The organism is Stenotrophomonas sp. PS02289 (assembly GCF_029960115.1).
Classification (GTDB): domain Bacteria; phylum Pseudomonadota; class Gammaproteobacteria; order Xanthomonadales; family Xanthomonadaceae; genus Stenotrophomonas.
On sequence record NZ_JASCOZ010000037.1, the window covers coordinates 1 to 23,152 of the forward strand.

Annotated in this window: 19 protein-coding genes; 8 read left to right on the forward strand and 11 right to left on the reverse strand. The window is 67.5% G+C overall.

Annotated features, from left to right (window positions below; translation table 11 throughout):
* Nucleotides 1-80: 80 nt before the first annotated feature.
* From QMX83_RS07470 to QMX83_RS07510, 9 genes are all read right to left on the reverse strand, one after another.
* Nucleotides 81-692, reverse strand: coding sequence for a YbhB/YbcL family Raf kinase inhibitor-like protein (locus tag QMX83_RS07470; protein WP_282295991.1), 612 nt, complete (start codon nucleotides 690-692; stop codon nucleotides 81-83).
* A gap of 9 nt (nucleotides 693-701) precedes the next feature.
* Nucleotides 702-2,771, reverse strand: a complete 2,070-nt coding sequence (locus tag QMX83_RS07475) for a tetratricopeptide repeat protein (protein ID WP_282295992.1) — start codon at nucleotides 2,769-2,771, stop codon at nucleotides 702-704.
* Nucleotides 2,772-2,834: 63 nt separating this feature from the next.
* Complete coding sequence (locus QMX83_RS07480; protein WP_282296014.1) at nucleotides 2,835-3,824, reverse strand: alpha/beta fold hydrolase; 990 nt, start codon at nucleotides 3,822-3,824, stop codon at nucleotides 2,835-2,837.
* A 57-nt stretch (nucleotides 3,825-3,881) separates the two neighbouring features.
* Nucleotides 3,882-4,673 carry a lysophospholipid acyltransferase family protein gene (locus QMX83_RS07485; RefSeq protein ID WP_282295993.1) on the reverse strand — a complete coding sequence of 264 codons (792 nt, stop codon included), beginning with the start codon at nucleotides 4,671-4,673 and terminating at the stop codon, nucleotides 3,882-3,884.
* 42 nt (nucleotides 4,674-4,715) lie between these two features.
* Nucleotides 4,716-5,144, reverse strand: a complete 429-nt coding sequence (locus QMX83_RS07490) for a hotdog fold thioesterase (protein WP_282295994.1) — start codon at nucleotides 5,142-5,144, stop codon at nucleotides 4,716-4,718.
* A gap of 26 nt (nucleotides 5,145-5,170) precedes the next feature.
* Nucleotides 5,171-7,234 carry a phospholipase D family protein gene (locus QMX83_RS07495; RefSeq protein WP_282295995.1) on the reverse strand — a complete coding sequence of 688 codons (2,064 nt, stop codon included), beginning with the start codon at nucleotides 7,232-7,234 and terminating at the stop codon, nucleotides 5,171-5,173.
* On the reverse strand, nucleotides 7,231-7,761 hold the full coding sequence (locus QMX83_RS07500) for a YceI family protein (protein ID WP_282296015.1): 531 nt from the start codon (nucleotides 7,759-7,761) through the stop codon (nucleotides 7,231-7,233). The genes QMX83_RS07495 and QMX83_RS07500 overlap by 4 nt, the downstream gene beginning before the upstream one ends.
* 99 nt (nucleotides 7,762-7,860) lie before the next feature.
* Entirely contained in the window at nucleotides 7,861-8,337 is a 477-nt protein-coding gene (locus QMX83_RS07505) for a histidine phosphatase family protein (RefSeq protein ID WP_282295996.1), read from the reverse strand.
* Nucleotides 8,338-8,353: 16 nt separating this feature from the next.
* Entirely contained in the window at nucleotides 8,354-8,983 is a 630-nt protein-coding gene (locus tag QMX83_RS07510) for a ParA family protein (RefSeq protein WP_282295997.1), read from the reverse strand.
* 133 nt (nucleotides 8,984-9,116) lie between these two features.
* Between QMX83_RS07510 and QMX83_RS07515 the strand changes: the two genes are divergently transcribed.
* On the forward strand, nucleotides 9,117-10,604 hold the full coding sequence (locus QMX83_RS07515) for an AAA family ATPase (protein WP_282295998.1): 1,488 nt from the start codon (nucleotides 9,117-9,119) through the stop codon (nucleotides 10,602-10,604).
* 21 nt (nucleotides 10,605-10,625) lie between these two features.
* On the opposite strand, the gene QMX83_RS07520 is transcribed toward QMX83_RS07515, so the two are convergent.
* Entirely contained in the window at nucleotides 10,626-11,264 is a 639-nt protein-coding gene (locus QMX83_RS07520; protein WP_282295999.1) for a tetratricopeptide repeat protein, read from the reverse strand.
* 170 nt (nucleotides 11,265-11,434) lie between these two features.
* Here QMX83_RS07520 and QMX83_RS07525 point away from each other — a divergent pair, with 170 nt between their 5' ends.
* On the forward strand, nucleotides 11,435-15,130 hold the full coding sequence (locus QMX83_RS07525) for an indolepyruvate ferredoxin oxidoreductase family protein (protein ID WP_282296000.1): 3,696 nt from the start codon (nucleotides 11,435-11,437) through the stop codon (nucleotides 15,128-15,130).
* 7 nt (nucleotides 15,131-15,137) lie between these two features.
* On the opposite strand, the gene QMX83_RS07530 is transcribed toward QMX83_RS07525, so the two are convergent.
* On the reverse strand, nucleotides 15,138-15,755 hold the full coding sequence (locus QMX83_RS07530; protein WP_282296001.1) for a DUF938 domain-containing protein: 618 nt from the start codon (nucleotides 15,753-15,755) through the stop codon (nucleotides 15,138-15,140).
* 141 nt (nucleotides 15,756-15,896) lie between these two features.
* Between QMX83_RS07530 and QMX83_RS07535 the strand changes: the two genes are divergently transcribed.
* From QMX83_RS07535 to QMX83_RS07560, 6 genes are read left to right on the forward strand one after another with little or no spacing between them, the layout of a single operon-like run.
* Nucleotides 15,897-17,525: a TldD/PmbA family protein gene (locus QMX83_RS07535; protein WP_282296002.1), complete on the forward strand. Its 1,629-nt coding sequence runs from the start codon at nucleotides 15,897-15,899 to the stop codon at nucleotides 17,523-17,525.
* A 23-nt stretch (nucleotides 17,526-17,548) separates the two neighbouring features.
* A complete protein-coding gene (locus tag QMX83_RS07540) occupies nucleotides 17,549-19,183 on the forward strand; it encodes a TldD/PmbA family protein (RefSeq protein WP_282296003.1) in 1,635 nt (544 codons plus the stop codon).
* 20 nt (nucleotides 19,184-19,203) lie between these two features.
* Entirely contained in the window at nucleotides 19,204-20,538 is a 1,335-nt protein-coding gene (locus QMX83_RS07545; protein WP_282296004.1) for a TldD/PmbA family protein, read from the forward strand.
* 13 nt (nucleotides 20,539-20,551) lie between these two features.
* Nucleotides 20,552-21,253 (forward strand): DUF4159 domain-containing protein, encoded by a 702-nt coding sequence (locus tag QMX83_RS07550; RefSeq protein ID WP_282296005.1) that lies wholly within the window; start codon nucleotides 20,552-20,554, stop codon nucleotides 21,251-21,253.
* Nucleotides 21,254-21,267: 14 nt separating this feature from the next.
* Nucleotides 21,268-22,254 carry a MoxR family ATPase gene (locus tag QMX83_RS07555; protein WP_282296006.1) on the forward strand — a complete coding sequence of 329 codons (987 nt, stop codon included), beginning with the start codon at nucleotides 21,268-21,270 and terminating at the stop codon, nucleotides 22,252-22,254.
* Between the two features lie 7 nt (nucleotides 22,255-22,261).
* On the forward strand, nucleotides 22,262-23,152 hold the full coding sequence (locus tag QMX83_RS07560) for a DUF58 domain-containing protein (protein WP_282296007.1): 891 nt from the start codon (nucleotides 22,262-22,264) through the stop codon (nucleotides 23,150-23,152).

The window sequence follows — 23,152 nt, forward strand, 5'->3', positions numbered from 1 at the left end:
CCCCCCCCCCCCCCCCCCCCCCCGCCCCCCCCCCGCGGCCCCGCCCCCCCCCCCCCCCCCCCCCCCCCCCCCTCCGGATGTCAGACCAGCGACGGATTCAACGTGTACGTGCCGTGCAGCGAGGCCTCGGCCAGCACATGCCCCTGCATGGCGCGCTGCACGTCCGCCGCGGTGAACGGCGTCGGCAGTTCCAGCTGGGCCACGTCGAGCGCGAACACGCGGAAGAAGTAGCGGTGCACGAGCTCGTCGTTGAACGGCGGGTACGGGCCGTCATAGCCCAGATACTGGCCTTCCATGTCGGCGTTGCCGGCGAACCAGCCGGTGAAGTCGTTCAAGCCCTGGCGTGACCCGGCCGGACCGGCCGGCTGCGGCTTGCCCTTCACGGTGAAGCCTTCACTGCAGCTGCCTTCGGCCAGCTCGCGCACGTCGGCGGGGATATCGGCCATGGCCCAGTGAATGAACGGTGCGCGCGGCTGGTCAGCCGGCACCGTGCGGTCGTGGCGACCGACCGTTTCCGGCACGGTCGGCACATCCGGGTCGATGCACAGCAGGGCGAACGAACGGGTGCCTTCGGGCACCTCGCTCCAGGCCAGCTGCGGGTTGCGGTTGCCGGCGAAGCCATTGGCGTCGCCTGCGGCAAACGCGGCGGGAATCGGTTGGCCATTGACCAGGCTGGTGCTGCTGAGCTTCATGGGGGTTCCTTATGCTTCCGGGTAACCAAGGCGGACGGCGATCGGGGTCAGCTGCGCGAATGCCGCCGACAGCGTGTCCTGGTACTCACGCCAGTGGCCGGCGGCCATGCGCGGCGGACCCAGGGTCTGCGCCGGCGGCATGACCACGCCAAACAGGCTGCCCAGATGTTCGGCCATCTTTGCCGGGTCGTTGCCGATGCCGTCAATGCGCACCAGCGCGTGCGGATACAGATCCTGCTCGTGCAGGGTGGCGACCTGGGTCATCGCGCGCACCAGCCATTCGGCGGCTTCATTGACCGAGGTGACCGCGAACGGGGCCGGCGAGCCATTGGCCAGCCAGTGCAGCAGCATGTCGCGCGGGTCGCGCAGCACCACCAGCAGGCGGCCTTCGGGCAGCTGCGGACGCAGCGACCACAGCAGGGCGTTGTCCCACCACAGCAGCCAGTCGATCACGTTGGCGTCGGCCAGTCCGCGCTCGCGCAGCTGCTCGCGCCAGACGCTGACCAGCTGGGCCGGGTCCAGCTTGCCGGTGGAGAGGTCCTGCAGCGTGTGGTAGCTCTGGAAGGCGTCGTTGGGCGGGTTGGGGCCGAAACGGTCGCCGCGCAGCACCGGGCTGGCGGCAGCAATGGCGGCAATCACGCGCTCCACGCCGGAGCCCGGAGCCCCCCACACGAACATCGGGCGGGCCGCCACATCGTCGGCCACGTCGCCCTTGTCCGGCCAGCTCTGCGGTGCCTTGGCCTGCGGCGGCAGCGGCAGGCGACGCGGGGCCTCGGACACGTGCAGGTCGACCCAGGTCTTCAAGGCCTCGGCACGCTGGCCGGCCTGGTCCTGGACCATTCCCAGCCACCCGCGCATCACTGCGCGGCCGTCCTCCGGCGCGTTGTCCAACAGTTGCTGGACGTGGGCCACGGCCGCGGCGGGATCGCGCTCGAGCAGCGCTTCGACCACCCGGTTCTCACCACTGGAACGGCCGGGATCGAGCTCGATGATGCGGCGCGCGACCGCTTCAGCGCCCGCCGCGTCCTTCTGCATGTCATGCAGGCGAAGGCGCGTTTCCAGGGCGGGCAGATGGTCCGGCATGGCGGTCAGCCAGCGTTCGACCACGGCCACCGCCTCGTCGCTGCCGACCTTCTCGACAGCCAACCGTGCCAGCCACAGGTTGTGCTCCTGCGGATGGGTCTCCAGTGCGGCATCCAGCCGTTCGCGGGCCTGCGCTTCACGGCCCAGGCGCTGCCAGGCCATCAGCAGCAGCTGCAGCGTCTGGCGGTCGGCCGGCCACTGTTCCAGCAGCGGCAGCAGGTGCTCCAGCGCCTGCAGCGGCTGCCCGGCCTGGATCGCGATCTCACCGGCCAGGCGACGGACGCCCGGGGTGTCACCGCCCGGACGGGCCAGCACGGTCTGCATCAGCGCTGCAGCCCCTTCGGTATTGCCCTGGCGCAGGGCCAGCTGGACCAGCAGGCCCTGCAGCGAGGTCAGCGCCGGGTTGAGCTCGAGCACGCGGCGGAAGCACTGTTCGGCGAAGGCCAGGGTGCCGTTGCTCATGTGTGCGAAGCCGAGCGCATACAGCACGCGCGGATCGTTGGGCAGCAGCTGGCTGGCGGTCGACAGCAACGGCAGCGCGCGCGAGACGTCGCCACGGCGCAGCGCGAGCATGCCCTGCAGCGCCACCACTTCGGGGTGGTCCGGGTCGACACGGGCGGCCAGGTGGGTGATCCGCTCGGCCTCGTCCAGGTCGTTGCGGCCCAGGGCCAGGTGCGCCTGCATCACATAGGCCGACTGCTCGTTGGGATTGAGCTCGGCGGTGCGGTCCAGGGCGTTGTCAGCGGCCTCAAACTGGCGCAGGGCCAGCAGCAGGCCGGCGTGCTGGAGGTGCAGTTCCGCGCTGTCGGGCGCAAGCGCCAGGGCCTGCTGCAGGCTCTCCTGCGCGGCGTCGTACTGACCCTGCTGCTGCAGCGACAGCGCCAGCCAGCGGTGCGCCTGGGGCTGGGCCGGCTCGGCCTGGGTCCACTCCCGCGCCAGCTGCACGGCTTCATCGGCCGCATTGCGGCGCAGGGCTTCAACAATCTGGTCTTGCATGACGGTCCGGCTTGGGCTCAAACCTCGATTGTAAGACACCCCGCCGGTACAGCCCCACCCACCTCAGCGCAGGGCTTCGCGGCCCAGGCGCTGGGCCACCCAGCGCTCGGAGAAGCCGTCGCCGCGCCAGTTCTCCAGAAAACCGCAGTGCCCGCCCCAGGGCGCGATGTCCAGCTGCGCGGTGGCCGGCAGGCACCAGCCATTGAAGGTGGTGTAGGGAATGACCGGGTCGTCCTCGGCCATCAGGATGTCAGCCGGCACGCTCAGCGCGGCCAGCCGGTCGCCGGCGATGGAATAGCCGTCAAAGTAGGCCTGCAGCGAGCCGTAGGCGGTGTGGTGCTCGACCAGCCAGGCGGTCAGCGCGCGGATATCCAGCTTCAGCACGCGGTCGTCCCAGTCGCTCAGCTCGGGGAACAGGTCGCGCTTGCGACGCAGCGAGCCAGCCCATTTGCGCCGGAAGTACCAGTCGTACATCGCCGGCCCGTTCTCGATGCTTTCCATGGTGATGGCCGGGTCGAGCACGGGACAGACGGACGCGACCCGGCGCAGCGGCACGCCGGCATCGGGGGCCCGCAGCGCCAGCCGCAGCACGAAGTTGCCGCCCAGCGAGTAACCGGCCGCCACCAGCGGCAGCTCCGGCCAGCGTCGGGCGATGTCACCGGCGGCCTGCACCACTTCGTCGATGCGGTTGGAATGGAAGATGCCGGGATTGAGGTGGTGGGTGTTGCCGTGGTCGCGGAAGTTCAGCCGTACCACGTCATAGCCGGCCTCGAGCATGCGCGCGGCGGTCATGCGCATGTAGCTGGACTCGGCACTGCCTTCCCAGCCGTGCAGCAGCAACGCCATGCCCACCGGCTCGCGGCCTTCGATGCGACTGTGCCAGCCCTGCAGGCGCACGCCTTCGCCACCATCGAGAATGAGCTCTTCGGTCAAGGCACCAGTGGCGGCAAGCAGCACCAGGCCGCGCTGCATGCGCATGCGGCTGGAGCTGAGCATTGACTGCAGATGCGGATTGCGCAGCCAACGCGGCGGACGGTAGTCGGCAGCGGTCAACATGGGCGCGAGCCTGTTACGGACAACGACGAGGGCGCTTGAACGGGCGCCATCGCCTTACTCGGCCGTCATGGCCGCCACGATGCGCGCACGCGAAGTTTCGGCGATGCGGCGACGGCCTTCAAGATCGTGGGTTTCAATGGGGTCGAGGAAATGCACCTCGGCCCGCCGCGCCGGCTCCCCGAGCAGACGCAGGAAGTTGGCGAAGAAGCTTTCTTTCGGACCGAACGCGACCACGGTCTGCGCGTCACCCTGCCAGCCGTAGCGCAGCGCCACCGGCTGCACCGGCACGTGGGTTTCCACGGCGGCCTGGAAAATGCGCGCATGGAAGGGGCCGACCTCGGTGCCGCCGCGGGTGCGGCCTTCCGGGAACACGCCCACGGCCTTGCCTTCCTGCAGGCGCTCGACCATGACCTGCATCACCCCGCCGAGCGACTCGGTGCTGCCACGCTGGTGGAAGATGGTCTGGCCACGCGCGGCCAGCCAACCGACCACCGGCCAGCTGGCGATCTCACGCTTGGCCACGAAGCCCATCATGCGCTGGCTGTGCAGCACGGAGATGTCCACCCAGCTGACGTGATTGGCGACGAACAGCACCGCACCGGGCAACGGCGTGCCGATGCGCTGCAGGCGGAAACCGAAGATCCACATCAACCCGCCCTGCCAGGCATTGACCACGGCATGCCCCAGCGCTCGCTCACCCACGCGCACGTGCGCCCACAGCGGCAACATGCCGATCAGGGTCAGGGGCAGGAACAGCAGGACGTGAACCAGCAGCAGGGGAACGCGGTACAGGTAACGGCACACACGCGCCACGCCGCCGCGCGGGGCCGAAGTGGGGGAAGTCATCCGGCCACGATACTCCAGCACAGCGGGGTCTGCCAGATGTTCTCAGGCCGCCGGAACCACGGCCAGGGTCAGCCGCGAGGTGCAGACCAGCTTGCCGGCCTCATCCTCGATGCGGATGTCCCAGACGTGGGTGCTGCGGCCCACATGCACGGCGCGAGCGGTACCCGTGACCGTGCCGCTGCGCTGGGCGCGGATGTGGTTGGCATTGATCTCCAGCCCGACGCAGACCTGCTTGCTGGTGTCCACGCACAGATTGCCGGCGCTGCTGCCCAGGGTTTCCGCCAGCACCACCGAAGCACCACCATGCAGCAGTCCATACGGTTGGCGGGTGCGTGCGTCGACCGGCATGGTGGCGCTGACCCAGTCCTCGCCTGCGGCGGTGAACACGATGCCCAGATGCTCGATCAGGGTGTTGCGGCTGAGCGCATTGAGGGCGTCGATCGACACCGGCTCGCGGAAGATCGGGGGCATGCAGCGTCTCCGTACAGAAAAGGGAACTACAGGATGGGCACCAGACCCGCACCGAAGGCGGTCAGCATGCGCACCAGCAACCACTTGGGGCCGACGTTGACTTCGGGGAAGTCGCCCACGGCGGTATAGCACGCATGGAAATCGGCATGCTGGCGCGGCAGCGGGGCCGGGCAGTCCGGGCCGGGCTGGAACTCGTAGTCGGTGGCGTAGCGCCAGGGCCAGAAATCCAGCACCGGCAGCGCTTCGGAGGCCTTGCCCACGCTGTAGTTAAGGCCTGACAGCACCGGCGGCTTGGTCCGCGGGGCCACCGTCCAGGAGTTGTCCGGCTGGATGTCGCGCAGGATGCTCTGGGCCAGCGCTTCGGCGAAGGCGGGGTCGTCGATGACCACCGCGCCTTCGGTGTTGTAGTTCTCGCTGCGCGGGTCGAAGTTGTGGGTACCGATCACGCCGACGCGGCGGTCCACCACCAGCGACTTGGCATGCAGGCCCATACGCGCACCACTGCGGGTGACCGGCAGCGGCTTGTTGACCGCCTTGGTACCCAGGAACGACGGCCGGGTTTCGGCGCGCAGCACGCGCCGTTCGACCACGCTGCCGTCGCTGCGGCGACGCGCGGCCGGACCCGGCGTGGGTTGCGGTTGTGGTCGGCTGTCCGCGTCGGACCCGGCCACCGGCTCCGGGGGCGCACTGGAACGGCTGCCGCCACCGCTGCCACTGCCGCGCGCATTGCTGCCGGCGGCACTGCCTCCCAGCAGGCTGCTGCGTCGCTCGGTGCTGGGCGGTACGCCCAGCGGGGCCGGCAGCAGGTTGCGATAGTCCACCGGCGCATCCAGCGGGAACGGCTTGAACTCGTAGATGTTGAAGCCCAGCTCGCGCAGGTTGCGGCGCTTGTACTTGTACGACAGCGCATAGACGATGGGGTTGTCGGTGGCGGCCAGGCTGTTGGTGGACACCACCACGCGGGGTGCCTGCTCGCGCTGGCGCAGTTCCTTGAACAGCTTGCGCGCCGGCTTGGACAGCACCAGGTACGGGGTCTGCAGCAGCACTTCCTGCTGCGCACTGGCAATCAGCGCGTCCAGCTGCGGCTCGGTCACATGCTGGCCATTGGCCGGCTGGCTGGCCTGCTCGCGACGGTGCTTGCGCGGCAGGTCGGCGACGTAGCGCACCGAGGCCACCGGCAGGGCGGTGTCGACAAAGGTGCGCTGCACATAGTCCGCATCGCTGGCCTCTTCGCTGACCTGGGCCACGCGTTCGGGGTGGCGATAATCCAGCGGCGGCATGGCCGGTACGCCCTGCTTGAGCAGCGTGCGGCCGACATCGTTGAGCCGTTCGGCCGGCACGCTGCGCGGGGCGTGCCAGAACGCGTCGAAGTTGACCGCCATGGCCCGCACTTCCGGCCCGGCGACGACCACGTCGCGGTCGCGGAAGTTGTATTCGCTGTCCCAGTCGTAGTAGTCGTCCTGGTAGTTGCGGCCGCCCACCACGCCGAGCGCGTCATCGATCACCAGCAGCTTGTTGTGCATGCGCTGGTTGAAGCGGCGGAAACAGCACAGCACGCTGCCGGCATAGTCGAAGTAGTTGAGCTTGGCCTTGCCGAAGGTCGGGTTGTACACGCGCAACTGGAAATTCTGGTGGCTGCTGGCGAGCGCGCCGAGGATCTGCAGGTCGGAAATCGCAGAGAGCTGGTCGATCAGCACCCGGACCTTGACCCCGCGCCGGGCCGCCGCCTGCAGTTCCTCCAGCACCAGCCGGGCACTGTCGTCCTTGTCGAAGATGTAGGTCTGCAGGTCGATGCTGCGGGTGGCGCTGCGGATGAGGTTGATGCGCGCCACCAGCGAGGTTTCGCCCTCGTCCAGGATGGTGGCGTAGTGGCGCGGGGTCTCCGCGGTCGACTCGGTGAAGGCCTGGCCGCCCAGCGCGCGCAGCGGCGAGTCCTGCGCGCAGCGGTCGGCCTGGGTGCAATCCACCTGCTGCGAGCGGGCCTGCGCGGCAATGCCGGCAGCGCGATCGCGCTCGGCGTTGGACAGCGACGCACATCCGCTGCCCAGCAACACGGTTGCCAGCGCCAGGAGCCGCAGCAATGAATTCACGGTTTGGCCGCCTCGGTCAGGCGGGCGCGTAATACAAAGGTCACTCGATCACTCAGGGCAAGTTGCCAGCTGTCCATTCCATACCGGCCACGCTGCACGGTACCGCGGCTGACCACGTCGCAATCATACCCGGCCCGGGGGCAGGCCGCCGGCTCGACCTGCAGGACCTCCGGGTGCGAGACCCCGCGCAGGATCAGCCGGCCTTCGATCCCTCCCCCCTTGCTGACCAGCTCGGGCCAGTAGGGAAGCGAGTCGAACTCCACCACCGGGTAGCGGTTGGCGTCGAAGAACTCTTCGCCGCGCATCCAGCCGGTGTAGCGGGCCTTGCCGGGAATCTCCACGTAGCGGCTGAACATCCGCAGGTGGACCTGGTGGCGGCCGTCGGGCAGCACATCCACACGCCCCTCAAAGCGCGGAAACACCCCTTCGATGCGCTGACCCAGGCGGGTACGGATCTCGAAGCCGAAGTGCGAACGCGCGGTATCCACCGCCAGCACCTGCTGCGGGGTCTGGGCCGCCGCCGCGATGGGGTTGGGGGGACTGGCCGGCACCGGGGGTTCGGCCCGTACCGAACTGGCTGCCAGCCCGAGCAGACAGCCCAGTCCGATCTGTACTGCTTTCACGGCCTACGGCCACCAGAAGGCGGTCAGCTTGGCCACTCCTGGCTCAATGGACGCTTCGCGGTCGAACTGCAGCACCGCAATGCCGGCGGGCGGCATGCCGCGATACTCGCTGGTGATGCCTTCGGTCATCAGCGCCACCAGCTGTTCCAGGCCGGGGTTGTGGCCGACAACCAGCAGGCGGTCGATGTCGCGGCGCTCGTCCACCAGGGCGGCCAGCGTGCCGGGGGTGGCCTCGAAGATGCGGTCCTCAAGTCGGTGTTCGACCACCCCGGTGGCGGCCAACACCGCTTCCAGGGTTTCGCGGGTGCGGCGGGCCGGAGAGCACAGCACACAGTCCGGGCGCAGATTGTTGTCCTTCAGCCATTTACCCGCGGCTTCCGCCTCGGCCAGACCGGTGGCCGACAGCGGACGGTCCAGATCGGCCTGCCCGGTACTGGCCGGTTCGGCGTGGGCATGGCGCAGCAGTATCAGTTCTCGCATGAGGTTTCCTTCCGGATCAATCCAGTTTCAGCCACTGCAGCAGCGGCTCCCAGTCACTCTGATGCTCGCGCACCTGCGCGGAGCGGTAATCGAACAGGCCACGGCCCAGCCCGGTGGTGACCACATAGCTCTGGCTGTCGCGCAGCTGCGCCACCACCGGATAGGGCCACTCGGCCAGCATCTGGATGGCCTGCTGCGAGGTCTGGGTCCACGGCTTGGTGCGGTTGAGCACCAGCCCGACCGGCAGCTTGCGGCTGTGCACGCGTGGCACCTTGGCCAGGCTGTTGAGAAATCCGACGATGGCCTCGATGTCCAGCGCCGAGGGCAGCACCGGCACCACGACGGCGTCGGCAACGTCGAGGAAATGCTCCAGATCGTCGGCCAGCCCACCGGCCGGAGCATCGATGATCACCACCTCGGTGTCATCGGGAATCTGCTTGAGGCCCTTCTTGCGGGTGGCATCGATGGGCAGCACGGCGCTTTCCAGCCCGGACCGGCGCTGGGCCCAGCGGGTGCTGGACCCCTGCGGGTCCGCGTCGGCCAGGACGGTCCGTTTACCGGCCAGGGCGGCAAAGGCCGCCAGATGGGTGGCGACGGTGGTCTTGCCCACGCCACCCTTGGAACCGGCGACCAGGATCGTCTTCATGCACGCCTCGCTTCCGATGGGGAACCTGGCTTGAGCGTACACCGCTGCCCGTGACGGAGATAGTCGCGCGGCTGAACCTCGTCCCGGCTGCGGCGCTTTGCTATCGTGCGCGATCCAAAGGAATGCAGTTCACATGAGCGAGTTACAGGACCTGAGCGCACTGATCCGCGCCAACACCCCGTTGATTGTGATCGAGACCCAGGACGAGGGCCGGGTGGTGGAGCTGTTCCGCCAGACCCTGATGCACGTGTGGCGCGCCCTGCACCGCTGGTCGATCACCGAGGGTCTGCGCCGGATCGACATGGACAAGGAGGACGACGCCATTGGCCCTCCGGATGCCAGTTCGGCGCTGCAGATGATCCGTCAGGCGGAACAGCGCGGCATCTACCTGCTGCTCGATTTCCATCCTTACCTGGGCTATGCCAGCCACCAGCGCGCGCTGCGCGACCTGGTCCAGCGCCGCCATTGCGAAGCGCACGTGCTGGTGCTGGTGGGGGCCAAGGTGGAGCTGCCGGCCGAGCTGGAAGCGCTGGCCACCCGCTTCAACCCGCGCCTGCCCGACCTCAACGCGCTGCTGAAGATGCTGCGCGAGGAAGCGGCCACCTATGCCCGTGAGAACGGCGGCAAGCGGGTGGAAGTGGACAACGAGGCCGTGCAGCTGATCCTGCGCAACCTGCGCGGGCTGAGCATGGTGGATGCGCGGCGCATTGCCCGCCAGCTGATCTTCGCCGACGGCGCACTGAGCCAGGACGACCTGCCGCAGCTGGCCCGGTTGAAGTTTGAACTGCTCAACCGTGCCGGACATCTGCACTACGAATACGACACCACCCGCTTTGCCGACGTGGCCGGGGCCAACCGGCTCAAGCGCTGGGTCAACCAGCGCCGCTCGATCTTCCTCGGCGGCTCAGCGGGTACCGCCGGGCTGGATCCGCCCAAGGGCATGCTGCTGCTGGGCGTGCAGGGCTGCGGCAAGTCGATGCTGGCCAAGGCTACGGCGGCGGGCTTCGGGGTGCCGCTGCTGCGGCTCGACTTCGGCAGCCTGTACGACAAGTACCACGGCGAAACCGAAAAGAACCTGCGTCAGGCGCTGGCGTCGGCCGAGCAGCTGGCTCCGTGCGTGCTGTGGATCGACGAGATCGAAAAGGGCCTGGCCAGCGGCGGTGAGGACGGTGGTGTGTCACGCCGCGTGCTCGGCTTCCTGCTGACCTGGCTGGCCGAACGCAAGGAACCGGTGTTCATCGTGGCCACGGCCAACCAGGTGCACGAACTGCCGGCCGAACTGCTGCGCAAGGGCCGCTTCGACGAAATTTTCTTTGTCGACCTGCCCGATGCCAACACCCGCGTGGAACTGCTGCGCCTGCACCTGGGCCGACGCCAGCTCAACGCCGATGATTTCGCCCTGCCCGCGCTGGCCGCGGCCAGCGATGGATTCTCAGGCGCGGAAATCGAACAGGCGGTGGTGTCCGGGCTGTACGCCGCCCATGCCGAGGAACGTGTCCTCGACACCGACCTGCTGATGCAGGAAATCCGCAACAGCCGCCCGTTGTCGGTGCTGATGGCCGAACAGGTCACCGCCCTGCGCGAGTGGGCGCGCGGGCGGACGGTCAGCGCCGACGGGTGATGTCGGCGCCCGGGTTCGGGCTTACGGCCAGGCCGGCGGATTGGCCGCCCAGGCCTGCTGCACCTCGGCCAGGGTGGCGCGCTCGGCGTCACGCCAGGTCGGCAGCTGCTCGGCAAACCCTGCCGTGGTGCTCCAACGCTGCGGCTCGGTACGTACCGCGGCGGCATACCACTTCACTGCCTCGTCCTTGCGACCCAGGGTCCACAAGCCGAGTGCGAAGGTCTGCGGCACCCACGATGCGTTGCCGCGCAGGTTGGACTGCGCTGCGTGCCACATGGCCAGAGCGCCTTCGGCATTGCCCTGGCGGTACAGCGCCCAGCCATGGTTCCAGCGGACCATGCGGCCCGGTGCCGAATTGGCGGACGCCTCTTTTTCAGCCTCGGCGTACAGCTGCTCGCCCAGTTCGGGCCGCCCCTGTGCGTAAGCCACGCTGGCCAGCTGCACGGTAGCGTCCAGTGCTTTGCGGCCGCGTTCGCGCTGCTTCATCAGCTGGTCAACGAGATCACCCGCATCGGCAGGCACCACCTCCGGCACGGAGGCCGCCACATCGTCGTCGAAGTAGAACTCCTGCAGTGTCGGCACCGATTGCGCTGACGCCCCGAACACTGCCATCCCCGCCGCCAGCACCACGCTGGACAGCATTTTTCTTGCCACTGCCATACAAACTCCCCCAGGTTGTCACACAACCTCCCTCCCCGATCCTAACCGCAGAACGCGCCCGGATGCGACCCCTTGGGGTCATGAAAAGTGTGGAAATTGCGTCACTGTTACAATCCGCACCTTTCCGGTCGCCTCTGTGCGGCCGTGCCAGCCGTCATTCCGGGCCAGCCATGACCAGTACCGCCGAACTCACCTCGCCCTCGTCCGCCAACCAGCCCGGCGCGCTGGATGACAGCTACACGCTGGACCACAAGTACACCCGTACCGACGGCCGCATCTACCTGAGCGGGGTGCAGGCGCTGGTGCGTCTGCCGCTGATGCAGCAGCTGCGCGACCAGGCTGCCGGCCTGGACACGGCCGGCTTCATCAGTGGCTATCGCGGCAGCCCGCTGGGCGGCTTCGACCTGGAGCTGTGGCGGGCACGCAAGCATCTGGAAGCGGCCAAGGTGAAGTTCACCCCGGGCCTGAATGAGGACCTCGGGGCCACCATGGTCTGGGGTACCCAGCAGACCAACCTGTTCCCGGGGGCCAAGGTCCAGGGCGTGTATGGCATGTGGTACGGCAAGGGCCCGGGCGTGGACCGCTGCGGCGACGTGTTCAAGCACGCCAACGCTGCCGGTACTTCGGTGCACGGCGGCGTGCTGGCCCTCGCCGCCGACGACCATGCCTGCCGCAGCTCGACCCTGCCCCACGGCAGCGAAGATGAATTCGTCAGCGCGATGATGCCGGTGCTCAACCCGGCCGGCGTGCAGGACATCCTCGACATGGGCCTGCTGGGCTGGGCGATGAGCCGCTATACCGGGCGCTGGATCGGCTTCAAGACGATTGCCGAAACGGTGGAGTCGTCGGCCTCGGTGCAGGTTGATCCGTTCGCGCGGCGGATCGTGCTGCCAGAAGACTTCGAAATGCCGGCCGGCGGCCTCAACATCCGCTGGCCCGACCCGCCGCTGGACCAGGAAATGCGCCTGCACCGCTATGCGGTCAAGGCGGCGCAGGCCTTCGCCCGCGCCAACCAGATCGACCGCGTGGTGATGGACTCGCCGCGTGCGCGGCTGGGCATCGTCACCACCGGCAAGAGCTACCTGGACGTGCTGCAGGCGCTGGAATACCTGGGCCTGGACGAACGCGCCTGCGCTGACATCGGCATCCGCGTGTACAAGGTCGGCATGACCTGGCCGCTGGAGCCGGTGGGCATCGCGCGCTTTGCCGAAGGCCTCGAAGACATCGTGGTGGTGGAGGAAAAGCGGGCCTTCATCGAGCGCCAGATGAAGGAACAGTTCTACAACTGGCCCGCCAGCGCCGGTCCGCGCCCGTCCATCGTTGGCAAGTACGACGAACAGGGCCAGTGGATCCTGCCGTCGACCAACGAACTCACCCCGGCCACCATCGCCGGGGTGATCGGCCGCCGCATCCAGCGCTTCTTCAGCAACGAATCGATCGAGCAGCGCCTGCGCTGGATGGACGCCAAGGAAGCCGAGCTTGCGCTGCCGCGCGCCAGCTTCCCGCGCGTGCCGCATTACTGCTCGGGCTGCCCGCACAACACCTCCACCCGCGTGCCGGAAGGCTCGCGCGCGCTGGGCGGGATCGGTTGCCATTACATGGTGACCTGGATGGACCGCAGCACCGACACCTTCACCCACATGGGCGGTGAAGGCGTGACCTGGGCCGGGCAGGCGGCGTTTACCGACACCGAGCACGTGTTCCAGAACCTGGGCGATGGCACCTATTTCCACAGCGGCTCGCTGGCGATCCGCCAGGCGATCGCCGCCGGGGTCAACATCACCTACAAGATCCTCTACAACGACGCGGTGGCGATGACCGGCGGGCAGCCGGTGGACGGCACCCTGACCGTGCCGCAGATCGCCCACCAGATGCGCGCCGAGGGCGTGCAGACCATCGTGCTGGTCAGCGATGAGATCGGCAAATGGAACAAGCGCGAGCTGTTCCCGGAGGGCGTGGAGTTCTTTGATCGCGCCGAGCTCGATGCGGTGCAGAAGCAACTGCGCGAGGTGAAGGGCACCAGCATCCTGATCTACGAACAGACCTGCGCCACCGAAAAGCGCCGCCGTCGCAAGCGCGGCAAGCTGGTCGACCCGCCCAAGCGCGTGGTGGTCAACTCGCTGGTCTGCGAGGGCTGCGGCGACTGCGGCAAGAAGAGCTTCTGCGTGTCGGTGCTGCCGAAGGAAACCGAGTTCGGGCGCAAGCGCGACATCGACCAGTCCAACTGCAACAAGGACTACTCCTGCACCACCGGTTTCTGCCCCAGCTTTGTCACCGTGCACGGTGGCACCCCGCGCAAGGGCGCACGCCGTGATGGCAGCGCGCTGCTCGACAACCTGCCGGCCCCGGAATTCCGCAGCACCCTGGAACAGCCGTGGAACATCCTGATCACCGGCGTCGGCGGCACCGGCGTGGTGACCATCGGCGCGCTGCTGGGCATGGCCGGGCACCTGGAAGGCAAGGGCGCGACCGTGCTCGATCAGACCGGCCTGGCCCAGAAGGGCGGTGCGGTGACCACGCATATCCGCATTGCGCGCAAGCCGTCGGACATCCATGCGGTGCGCATTGCCGCCGGTGAGGCTGATCTGGTGGTGGGCTGCGACATGGTCGTGGTGAACGACTACTGGGCGCTTTCCAAGGTGCGCGCCGAGCGTTCGCAGGTGGTGCTCAATACTTATGAAGCGATGCCGGGCACCTTCACCACCCGCCCGGACATGCAGTTCCCGGCCGCCGACATCATTGCCGGCATCCGGGTGGCGCTGGGTGGCCGTGATCCGCTGCTGTTGGATGCCACCCAGCTGGCCACCGCGCTGCTGGGCGACGCCATCGCGGCCAATCTGTTCATTCTGGGCTACGCCTGGCAGCAGGGCCTGGTGCCGATCTCATTCGAGGCGCTGATGCGTGCGATCGAGCTCAACGGCGCGGCCGTGGCGATGAACCAGCAGGCCTTCGCCTGGGGCCGGCTGGCCGCGGTGGACCCGCAGGCGGTGCAGCAGGCCGCAGGGCTGGTGCGCAATGGTCACACCGATGCCGAGCGCACCCCGGGCCCGCTGCATGATCTGCCGCCGGGCGAGTGGGAAGGCAACGAGTGGGGAGCCAATGCCGCGCCCCGCAACACCGGCGATGAGCGCGAACTGCGTGGCCTGCCCGGGCGTGCCAGCCAGGGCGATGTTGCGTTCCTGCCGCTGGATGACGAACGCCTGTCGCGGTCGCTGGACGAGCTGATCGACCGCCGCGTGCGCTTCCTCACCGACTACCAGGACGCCGCCTACGCTGCGCGCTACCGTGCGCTGGTGGACAAGGTGCGCGTGGCCGAGTGGGACAAGGCCGGCAGCACCGCGCTGACTGAAACCGTGGCGCGCTACTACTTCAAGCTGATGGCCTACAAGGACGAGTACGAAGTGGCCCGCCTGTACACCAGTGGCGAGTTCCAGCGCCGCCTGCAGCAGCAGTTCGAGGGCGACTTCGAGGTCCGCTTCCACCTGGCTCCGCCGCTGTTCGCGAAGAAGGACGAACAGGGCCGGCTGATCAAGCAGGAATACGGCCCGTGGATGATGAAGGCGTTCGGCCTGCTGGCGAAACTGAAGTTCCTGCGCGGCGGCACGTTCGATGTGTTCGGCCGCACCGAGGAGCGTCGCGGCGAGCGCCAGCTGATCGAAGACTACGCCCGCACCGTGGACGAACTGCTGGCCGGGCTGGATGACGACCGGGTGGCGCTGGCGGTGGAGATTGCCAGCATTCCCGAACACATCCGCGGCTATGGGCACGTCAAGGAAGCGCACCTGCACAGCGCCAAGGTGCGGGAAGCCGCCCTGCTGGCGCAGTGGCGCAACCCGAAGGCGCTGCACATCGTGCAGGTGGCTTGAGCGCGCTTCAGCGCCGCCACACCCGCATGCGGTTGTTGGCCGGCATCGCCACATCGTCAATCAGCACCATGCCCTGCGCGGCGGCCAGGGCATCCACCGCCTCGGCGTCGCGGATGCCCGAGGCCGGATCGCGGTCCTTCAACCACGCATCGAAGGTGCGGTTGCTGTCGCTGGTGTACGCACCGCCATAGTTGAACGGTCCGTACACGCACAGCAGCGCGCCGGGTGCCATCACCGCCGGTAACCCGGCGAACAGGGCCTGCACGTGCGCCCAGCTCATGATGTGCAGGGTGTTGGCGCTGTACACCGCATCGAAGCTGCCCGCCTCAGACGGCCACGGGGCCAGCCCGGGCTGGGGGGCCAGCACCGCCTGTAGCGGCCACGGTGGCGGCGCGTTGGGCAGAGCGGCCTCGGCCAGGCGCTCGGCGATGCCAGGCAGGTAATCCGGGTGATCGCTGGCCTGCCAGCGCAGATGGGGCAGCTGCTGCGCGAAGTACGCGGCGTGCTGGCCGGTGCCGCTGCCGATTTCCAGCACCCGCTGGCGGTCCTGCAGGTACGGGCGCAGCACGGTCAGGATCGGGTCGCGGTTGCGCTCGCAGGCCTCGGACCATCGCTGTTGGGTCATGTCAGTTGCAGATTGTCGTCACAGCGCACATCGAACCATGACCGGAGTCACTTGTGCCACTCCCGGCGCTCCCCCGAAAGTCGAGGACTTGTCCAAGGTTGACGGCTTTGGCCCGAAACCGCTGCTGGGGAACCGCCTGCTGTGCAACGTCGTGAGTTTCTGACCCTGTCTGGAATGGGCCTGGCCGGCCTGATGCTGCCGCATGCGCGGCTGATCGCTGCCGAGCAGCTGCTCGAGCCCGGCGACGTGGGTCGCAAGAAGGTGCTGGCCGAGGCCGCGCTGGCCGCCGCCAAGCGCGCCGGGGCCAGCTACTGCGACGTGCGCATCGGTCGTTACCTCAACCAGGCGGTGATCACCCGCGAGGCCCAGGTACAGAACGTCACCAACAGCGAGTCCTCCGGCATCGGCATCCGGGTGATCGTCAACGGAGCGTGGGGCTTTGCCGCCACCCGCGAGCAGACCCCGACCGCCGTGCTGGCGGCGGTCAACCAGGCGGCGGCCATCGCCCGCGCCAACGCGACCCTGCAGACCAAACCGGTGCAGCTGGCCCCGGTCAAGGGTGTCGGCGAGGTCAGCTGGAAGACCCCGATCCGCAAGAACGCCATGGCCGTGCCGGTGCAGGACAAGGTGGACCTGCTGCTCAGCCTGAATGCGGCGGCGCTCAACGCCGGCGCGAACTTCATCAATTCCACGCTGTTCCTGGTCAACGAACAGAAGTACTTCGCTTCCAGCGACGGCTCGTTCATCGACCAGGACGTGCACCGCATCTGGCTGCCGTTCACCGCCACCGCCATCGACAAGGCCAGCGGCAAATTCCGCACCCGTGCCGGGCTGTCCTCGCCGATGGGCATGGGCTATGAATTCCTGGACGGCGACGCCAGCGGCAAGATCGCCCTGCCCGGCGGCATCACCGCCTACCGCGACTCCTACGACCCGGTGGAAGACGCCATTGCCGCCGCGCGCCACGCCCGCGAGAAGCTGAAGGCTCCGTCGGTGAAGCCGGGCAAGTACGACCTGGTGCTGGACCCGTCGAACCTGTTCCTGACCATCCACGAGAACGTCGGCCACCCGCTGGAGCTGGACCGCGTACTCGGCTACGAAGCCAACTACGCCGGCACCAGCTTCGCCACCCTGGACAAGCGCGACGCGGGCTACCGCTGGGGCAGCGAACGGGTCAACTTCTTCGCCGACAAGACCGCACCGGGCAGCCTGGGCGCGGTCGGCTACGACGACGAAGGGGTCAAGACCAAACGCTGGGACCTGGTCAAGGACGGCATCCTGGTCAACTACCAGGCCACGCGCGACGAAGTGCACCTGCTGGGCGAGACCGAATCGCATGGCTGCAGCTATGCCGACTCGTGGTCGAGCGTGCAGTTCCAGCGCATGGCCAACGTCTCGCTGGCTCCGGGCAAGACCCCGCTGAGCGTGGCCGACATGATCAAGGACGTGGAGAACGGCATCTACATCCACGGCCGTGGCTCGTACTCGATCGACCAGCAGCGTTTCAACGCGCAGTTCGGCGGGCAGCTGTACTTCCAGATCAAGAACGGCCAGATCGCGGGGATGGTCGAGGACGCCGCGTACCAGATCCGCACGCCGGAGTTCTGGAACGCCTGCAGTGCGATCTGCGACGAGCGCGACTTCCGCTTCGGCGGCTCTTTCTTCGACGGCAAGGGACAGCCCGGGCAGGTTTCGGCGGTCTCGCACGGTTCGTCGACCACACGATTTGATGGCATCAACATCATCAACACCGCGCGAAGCCTGGGCTGAGTGCGATCACACGGAGAACTGCCTTGCAAAGACGTGACTTTCTTGCCCTGACAGGGCTTACCGCAGGCGGCCTGATCGTGCCGTCGTTCTTCGGCAAGGTGATCGCCGCCGAGCAGCTGCAGAGCACGCTCGACCCGGCGCTGAAGAAGCGCCTGGCCGACGCCGCCCTCGCTGCTGCCCGCCAGGGCGGGGCCACCTACTGCGACGTGCGCATCGGTCGCTATCTGCGCCAGTTCGTGATCACCCGCGAAGACAAGGTACAGAACGTGGTCAACACGGAATCCACCGGTGTCGGCATCCGCGTGATCGTCAACGGTGCCTGGGGCTTTGCCGCCACCAACCAGCTTGGCCCGGGCGATGTCGCCAAGGCCGCACAGCAGGCGGTGGCCATCGCCAAGGCCAATGCCGGCGTGCAGACCGCCCCGGTGCAGCTGGCCGCCACCCCGGGCGTGGGTGAGGTGAGCTGGAAGACACCGATCCGCAAGAATGCGATGGAAGTGCCGATCAAGGAAAAGGTCGAACTGCTGCTTGACGTCAATGCCGCCGCGATCGGGGCTGGTGCCAGCTTCGTCAACTCGATGCTGTTCCTGGTCAACGAGCAGAAGTACTTCGCCTCCACCGATGGCTCCTACATCGACCAGGATGTGCACCGCATCTGGGCCCCGATGACCGTCACCGCGATCGACAAGGCCAGCGGCAAGTTCCGCACGCGCGACGGCCTGTCCTCGCCGATGGGCATGGGCTATGAATATCTGGATGGCGCAGCCGCCGGCAAGGTACTGACCCCCAATGGCGTGGTGAACTACGGTTCGTCCTACGACATGAAGGAAGACGCCATCGCCGCTGCCAAGCAGGCGCAGGAAAAGCTGAAGGCTCCGTCGGTGAAGCCGGGCAAGTACGACCTGGTGCTCGACCCGTCGCACACCTGGCTGACCATCCACGAGTCGGTCGGCCACCCGCTGGAGCTGGACCGCGTACTCGGTTACGAGGCCAACTACGCTGGCACGAGCTTCGCCACCCTGGACAAGCGCGAGCAGCGCTTCCAGTACGGCAGCGAGCTGGTCAACATCTTCGCTGACAAGACCCAGCCGGGCAGCCTCGGCGCGGTCGCCTACGACGACGAAGGCGTCAAGACCAAGCGCTGGGACCTGATCAGCAACGGCAAGCTGGTGGACTACCAGACCATCCGTGACCAGGCCCACATTCTGGGCAAGACCGAATCGGACGGCTGCTGCTATGCCGATTCGTGGTCGAGCGTGCAGTTCCAGCGCATGGCCAACGTGTCGATGGCCCCGGGCAAGACTCCGCTGAGCGTGGCCAGCATGATCAAGGACGTCGAGAACGGCATCTACATCATCGGCGACGGCTCGTTCTCGATCGACCAGCAGCGCTACAACGCCCAGTTCGGCGGCCAGCTGTTCTATGAGATCAAGAACGGCCAGATCACGCGCATGATCGAAGACGTGGCTTACCAGATCCGCACGCCGGAGTTCTGGAACGCGTGTGTGGCCGTGGCCGATGAGTCCGACTACCGCCTGGGCGGGTCGTTCTTCGACGGCAAGGGCCAGCCGGGCCAGGTCTCGGCGGTCTCGCACGGTTCGTCCACCGCCCGCTTCAACGGCATCAACGTCATCAACACCGCCCGCAGCCTCGGCTGACCGGTCAGGAGCCCCTATACATGAGTATCTTCACCGAAGCCCAGGCCAAGGCCATCCTCGACAAGGTCATCAAGCTGTCCAAGGCCGACGAGTGCACCGCCGCGCTGACCGGCAACCTGAAGGGCAACATCCGCTTCGCACTGAACAATGTCTCCACCAGCGGCATCGTGGATGACACCGAACTGGCCGTGACCGTGGCCTTCGGCAAGCGCGTGGGCACCGCCTCGATCAACGAGTTCGACGACGCCGCGCTGGAACGCGTGGTGCGCCGTGCCGAAGACCTGGCCCGCCTGGCACCGGAGAACCCGGAGTTCATGCCGGCCATCGGCAAGCAGACCTACAAGGCCAGCCCGACCTTCAGCGACTCCACTGCCGCCATCGACCCGGCCTTCCGCGCCAAGGTCGCCGCTGATTCGATCGCCCCCTGCCGTGGCAACGGCCTGATCGCGGCCGGCTTCCTCGAGGACAGCCAGGGTTTCTATGCCACCGCCAACAGCAACGGCAACTTCGCCTACCAGCGCGCCACCAGCTTCGACTACACCTGCACGGTGCGCACCGAAGACGGCCGCGGTTCGGGCTGGGTCGGCCGCAATCTGAAGGACGCGGCTGACTTCAAGGCCGACCAGGACGTGCGCATCGCCATGCGCAAGGCGACCGAGTCTGCCGAGGCCAAGGCGCTGGAGCCGGGCAAGTACACGGTGATCCTGGAGCCGGCGGCCGCCGCGGGCCTGATCAGCTTCATGATGAACTTCTTCAGCGCGCGCTCGGCCGATGAAGGCCGCAGCTTCCTCTCGAAGAAGGGCGGCGGCAACAAGCTCGGCGAGCAGGTCTACGACCCGCGCGTGAACATGTACGCCGACCCGTGGCACCCGGATGCACCGGTGCTGCCGTGGGACAACGATGGATTGCCGCGCGAGCGCCTGGCGATCATCGAGAACGGCAAGGTCGCCAACCTCGACTACTCGCGCTTCTGGGCGCAGAAGCAGGGCAAGACCGCCAAGGCCACGCCGGGCAACCTGCTGATGAGCGGCGGCGACAAGAGCACCGCTGAACTGGTGCGCGGTACCCAGAAGGGGATCCTGGTCACCCGCACCTGGTACATCCGCATGGTCGACCCGCAGACCGTGCTGCTGACCGGCCTGACCCGCGACGGCACCTTCTACATCGAGAACGGCCAGATCAAGCACCCGGTGAAGAACTTCCGCTTCAACGAATCGCCGGTGATCATGCTCAACAACATTGAAGAGCTGGGCAAGCCGGTGCGTGTGGCCGGTGACGAGTCCAGCTTCGTGATGATGATTCCGCCGATGAAGCTGCGCGACTTCACCTTCACCTCGCTGTCCGACGCGGTCTGATGACCGCATCGGCATGAACCGGGCGCAGTTCCTGCGCCTGATGCTGGGCGGTGCCGCGTTGGCGGCACTGCCCTCGTTCGCCCGCGCGCAGGCCGGGCGTTACGACTTCTGGTTCACCCGGCTCAAGTACGACTCCGGCGACTGGGACGTGGACGCGCGCATGCCGTCCAACGTGATCACCTCGCTGATCGACTACACCACGCTGCGCGTGGACCCGACCGAGCATGTGATCGCGTTGTCCGACCCGCGCATGCTGGAGGCACCATTCTGTTATCTGGCCGGACACAAGCTGGTGGAGTTCAACGCCGCCGAACGGCAGAACTTCGTGCGCTATGTGCGCAACGGCGGCTTTGTGTTCGTGGATGACTGCAACCACGACATCGACGGCTTGTTCGCCAAATCATTCGAGGCACAGATGGCCAAGCTGTTCGGTGCTTCGGCATTGAAGAAGCTGCCGAACAATCATGCCTTGTATCGCAGTTTCTTCCGCTTTCCAGACGGACCACCCGCCACCGGCTTCGAGCTCAATGGCTGGGGTGACGACCTGGTGCACGATTACCTGAAGGGCATCGAGGTCGATGGACGGCTGGGGGTGTTGTACAGCAACAAGGACTACGGCTGCGAGTGGGACTATGACTGGCGCAACAAGCGGTTCCTGGCTGAGGACAACACGAAGTTTGCAGTGAACATCGTGATGTATGCGTTGAATAATTAATTTGCGAGTGCCTTATGAATACCGACAGCCGGATTGATGATCTTCTGCCTAAACTGCAGCCACTGCGCGAGGCGCTGGGCCAGGCCGTGGTCGGCCAGCACGCGGTGGTGGAGCAGTTGCTGATCGGCCTGCTGGCCGGCGGCCACGTGCTGCTGGAGGGCGCGCCCGGGCTGGGCAAAACCCTCCTGGTGCGCTCGCTGGGCCAGGCGCTGGAACTGCAGTTCCGGCGCGTGCAGTTCACCCCCGACCTGATGCCCAGCGACATTCTGGGCACCGAGCTGCTGGAGGAAGACCACGGCACCGGGCACCGGCATTTCCGCTTCCAGCAGGGGCCGATCTTCACGAACCTGCTGCTGGCGGATGAGCTCAATCGCACCCCGCCCAAGACCCAGGCCGCGTTGCTGGAAGCGATGCAGGAGCGCACGGTCAGCTACGCCGGCACCACCTACGCCCTGCCGGCACCGTTCTTCGTGCTGGCCACGCAGAACCCGATCGAGCAGGCCGGCACCTACCCGCTGCCCGAAGCGCAGCTGGACCGCTTCCTGCTGCATGTGCGGGTGGACTACCCGACCGAACAGGAAGAGCACGACATCCTGGTGCAGACCACCGGCAGCGCCAGCGCGCAAGTGCCGAAGGTGCTGGATGCTGACGACGTCCTCGCCCTGCAGGCGGCCGTGCGCCAGGTGCATGTGAGCGAGGACGTGCTGGCCTGGATCACCCGGCTGGTGCGCGCCAGCCGTCCGGGTGAAGGTGCGCCGCAGGCGGTGAACCACTGGATCAAATGGGGAGCCGGTCCGCGCGCCGGACAGTCACTGGTACTGGCGGCCAAGGCCCGCGCGCTGCTGCAGGGGCGCTTCGCCGCCACCCGCGACGACGTACAGGCCTTGATCGCCCCGGTGATGCGTCACCGCGTGCTGCTCTCGTTCGCTGCTGAAGCGGAACAGAAGAGCGCCGACGATGTGATCGCCGCGCTGCTGCAGGCCGTGCCTTTCCCTGCCTGAGAACGTTGTGAGCACGCACGCCCCGATCGCGATTCCGGCCGACGTCCGCAGCCGCTTGAAAGCGCTGCGGCTGCTGCCACGTCGTGCCAGCGGCGCGCAGGGCATTGGCCAGCATGCCAGTCGCAGCCGCGGTGCCGGGCTGGAGTTCGCGCAGTACCGGGCCTATGAGCCCGGTGATGAGCTGCGCCAGATCGACTGGAAGCTGTACGCGCGCTCGGACCGTTTCTTCGTGCGTGAATCCGAGCGTGAGAGTCCGGTCACCGTCTGGCTGCTGGTCGACGCCACCGCATCGGCGGGCCAGCGCGACCGCGCGCATCCCGAACGCACGCGTCTGGACCACATCAACGCCACCGCCGCGTGCGTGGTGGAACTGGCCCTGCAACAGGGCGACCGCTTCGGCCTGATCGCGGTCAACGGCGACGGCGTACAGGTGGTGGCCGCCGGCAGCGGCGCACGCCAGCGCGACCGCATCCATCTGCTGCTGCATCGCCTGCGCGCGCAGGGCGATTGGCCAAGTGCCGACGCGCTGCGCCCGGTCTGGGAACGCGTGCAGTCCACCGACCTGCTGGTTGCCCTCGGCGACGGCTTCGACGAGGCCGGTACCGTTTTGCTTGAGCGCTTGGCCGCAGCGCGCCGTGACGTGATGCAGGTACAGATCCTTACCGCCGACGAGCGCGATTTCCCGTTCACCGACGGGCATCGCTTCCGTGATCCAGAAACCAGTGAGGAACTGCTCGGCGATGGCCGCGCGATCCGGGCCGACTACCTGGCCCGCTTTGCCGAAGCGCAGGCAGTGCTGCAGGCGCGCCTGCAGCGGGGCGGCATCGCCCATGTGGTGACCCATACCGACCAGCCGCTGGACGCGCCGCTACGCCAGCTGAGCGGCGGTGCACGATGA

Bases quoted from the DNA above. Each gene is read 5' to 3' on its own strand.
- QMX83_RS07470 (WP_282295991.1), bottom strand. From the start codon at position 692: ATGAAGCTCAGCAGCACCAGCCTGGTCAATGGCCAACCGATTCCCGCC.
- QMX83_RS07475 (WP_282295992.1), bottom strand. From the start codon at position 2,771: ATGCAAGACCAGATTGTTGAAGCCCTGCGCCGCAATGCGGCCGATGAA.
- QMX83_RS07485 (WP_282295993.1), bottom strand. From the start codon at position 4,673: ATGACTTCCCCCACTTCGGCCCCGCGCGGCGGCGTGGCGCGTGTGTGC.
- QMX83_RS07490 (WP_282295994.1), bottom strand. From the start codon at position 5,144: ATGCCCCCGATCTTCCGCGAGCCGGTGTCGATCGACGCCCTCAATGCG.
- QMX83_RS07505 (WP_282295996.1), bottom strand. From the start codon at position 8,337: ATGCGAGAACTGATACTGCTGCGCCATGCCCACGCCGAACCGGCCAGT.
- QMX83_RS07510 (WP_282295997.1), bottom strand. From the start codon at position 8,983: ATGAAGACGATCCTGGTCGCCGGTTCCAAGGGTGGCGTGGGCAAGACC.
- QMX83_RS07515 (WP_282295998.1), top strand. From the start codon at position 9,117: ATGAGCGAGTTACAGGACCTGAGCGCACTGATCCGCGCCAACACCCCG.
- QMX83_RS07520 (WP_282295999.1), bottom strand. From the start codon at position 11,264: ATGGCAGTGGCAAGAAAAATGCTGTCCAGCGTGGTGCTGGCGGCGGGG.
- QMX83_RS07525 (WP_282296000.1), top strand. From the start codon at position 11,435: ATGACCAGTACCGCCGAACTCACCTCGCCCTCGTCCGCCAACCAGCCC.
- QMX83_RS07530 (WP_282296001.1), bottom strand. From the start codon at position 15,755: ATGACCCAACAGCGATGGTCCGAGGCCTGCGAGCGCAACCGCGACCCG.
- QMX83_RS07545 (WP_282296004.1), top strand. From the start codon at position 19,204: ATGAGTATCTTCACCGAAGCCCAGGCCAAGGCCATCCTCGACAAGGTC.
- QMX83_RS07550 (WP_282296005.1), top strand. From the start codon at position 20,552: ATGAACCGGGCGCAGTTCCTGCGCCTGATGCTGGGCGGTGCCGCGTTG.
- QMX83_RS07555 (WP_282296006.1), top strand. From the start codon at position 21,268: ATGAATACCGACAGCCGGATTGATGATCTTCTGCCTAAACTGCAGCCA.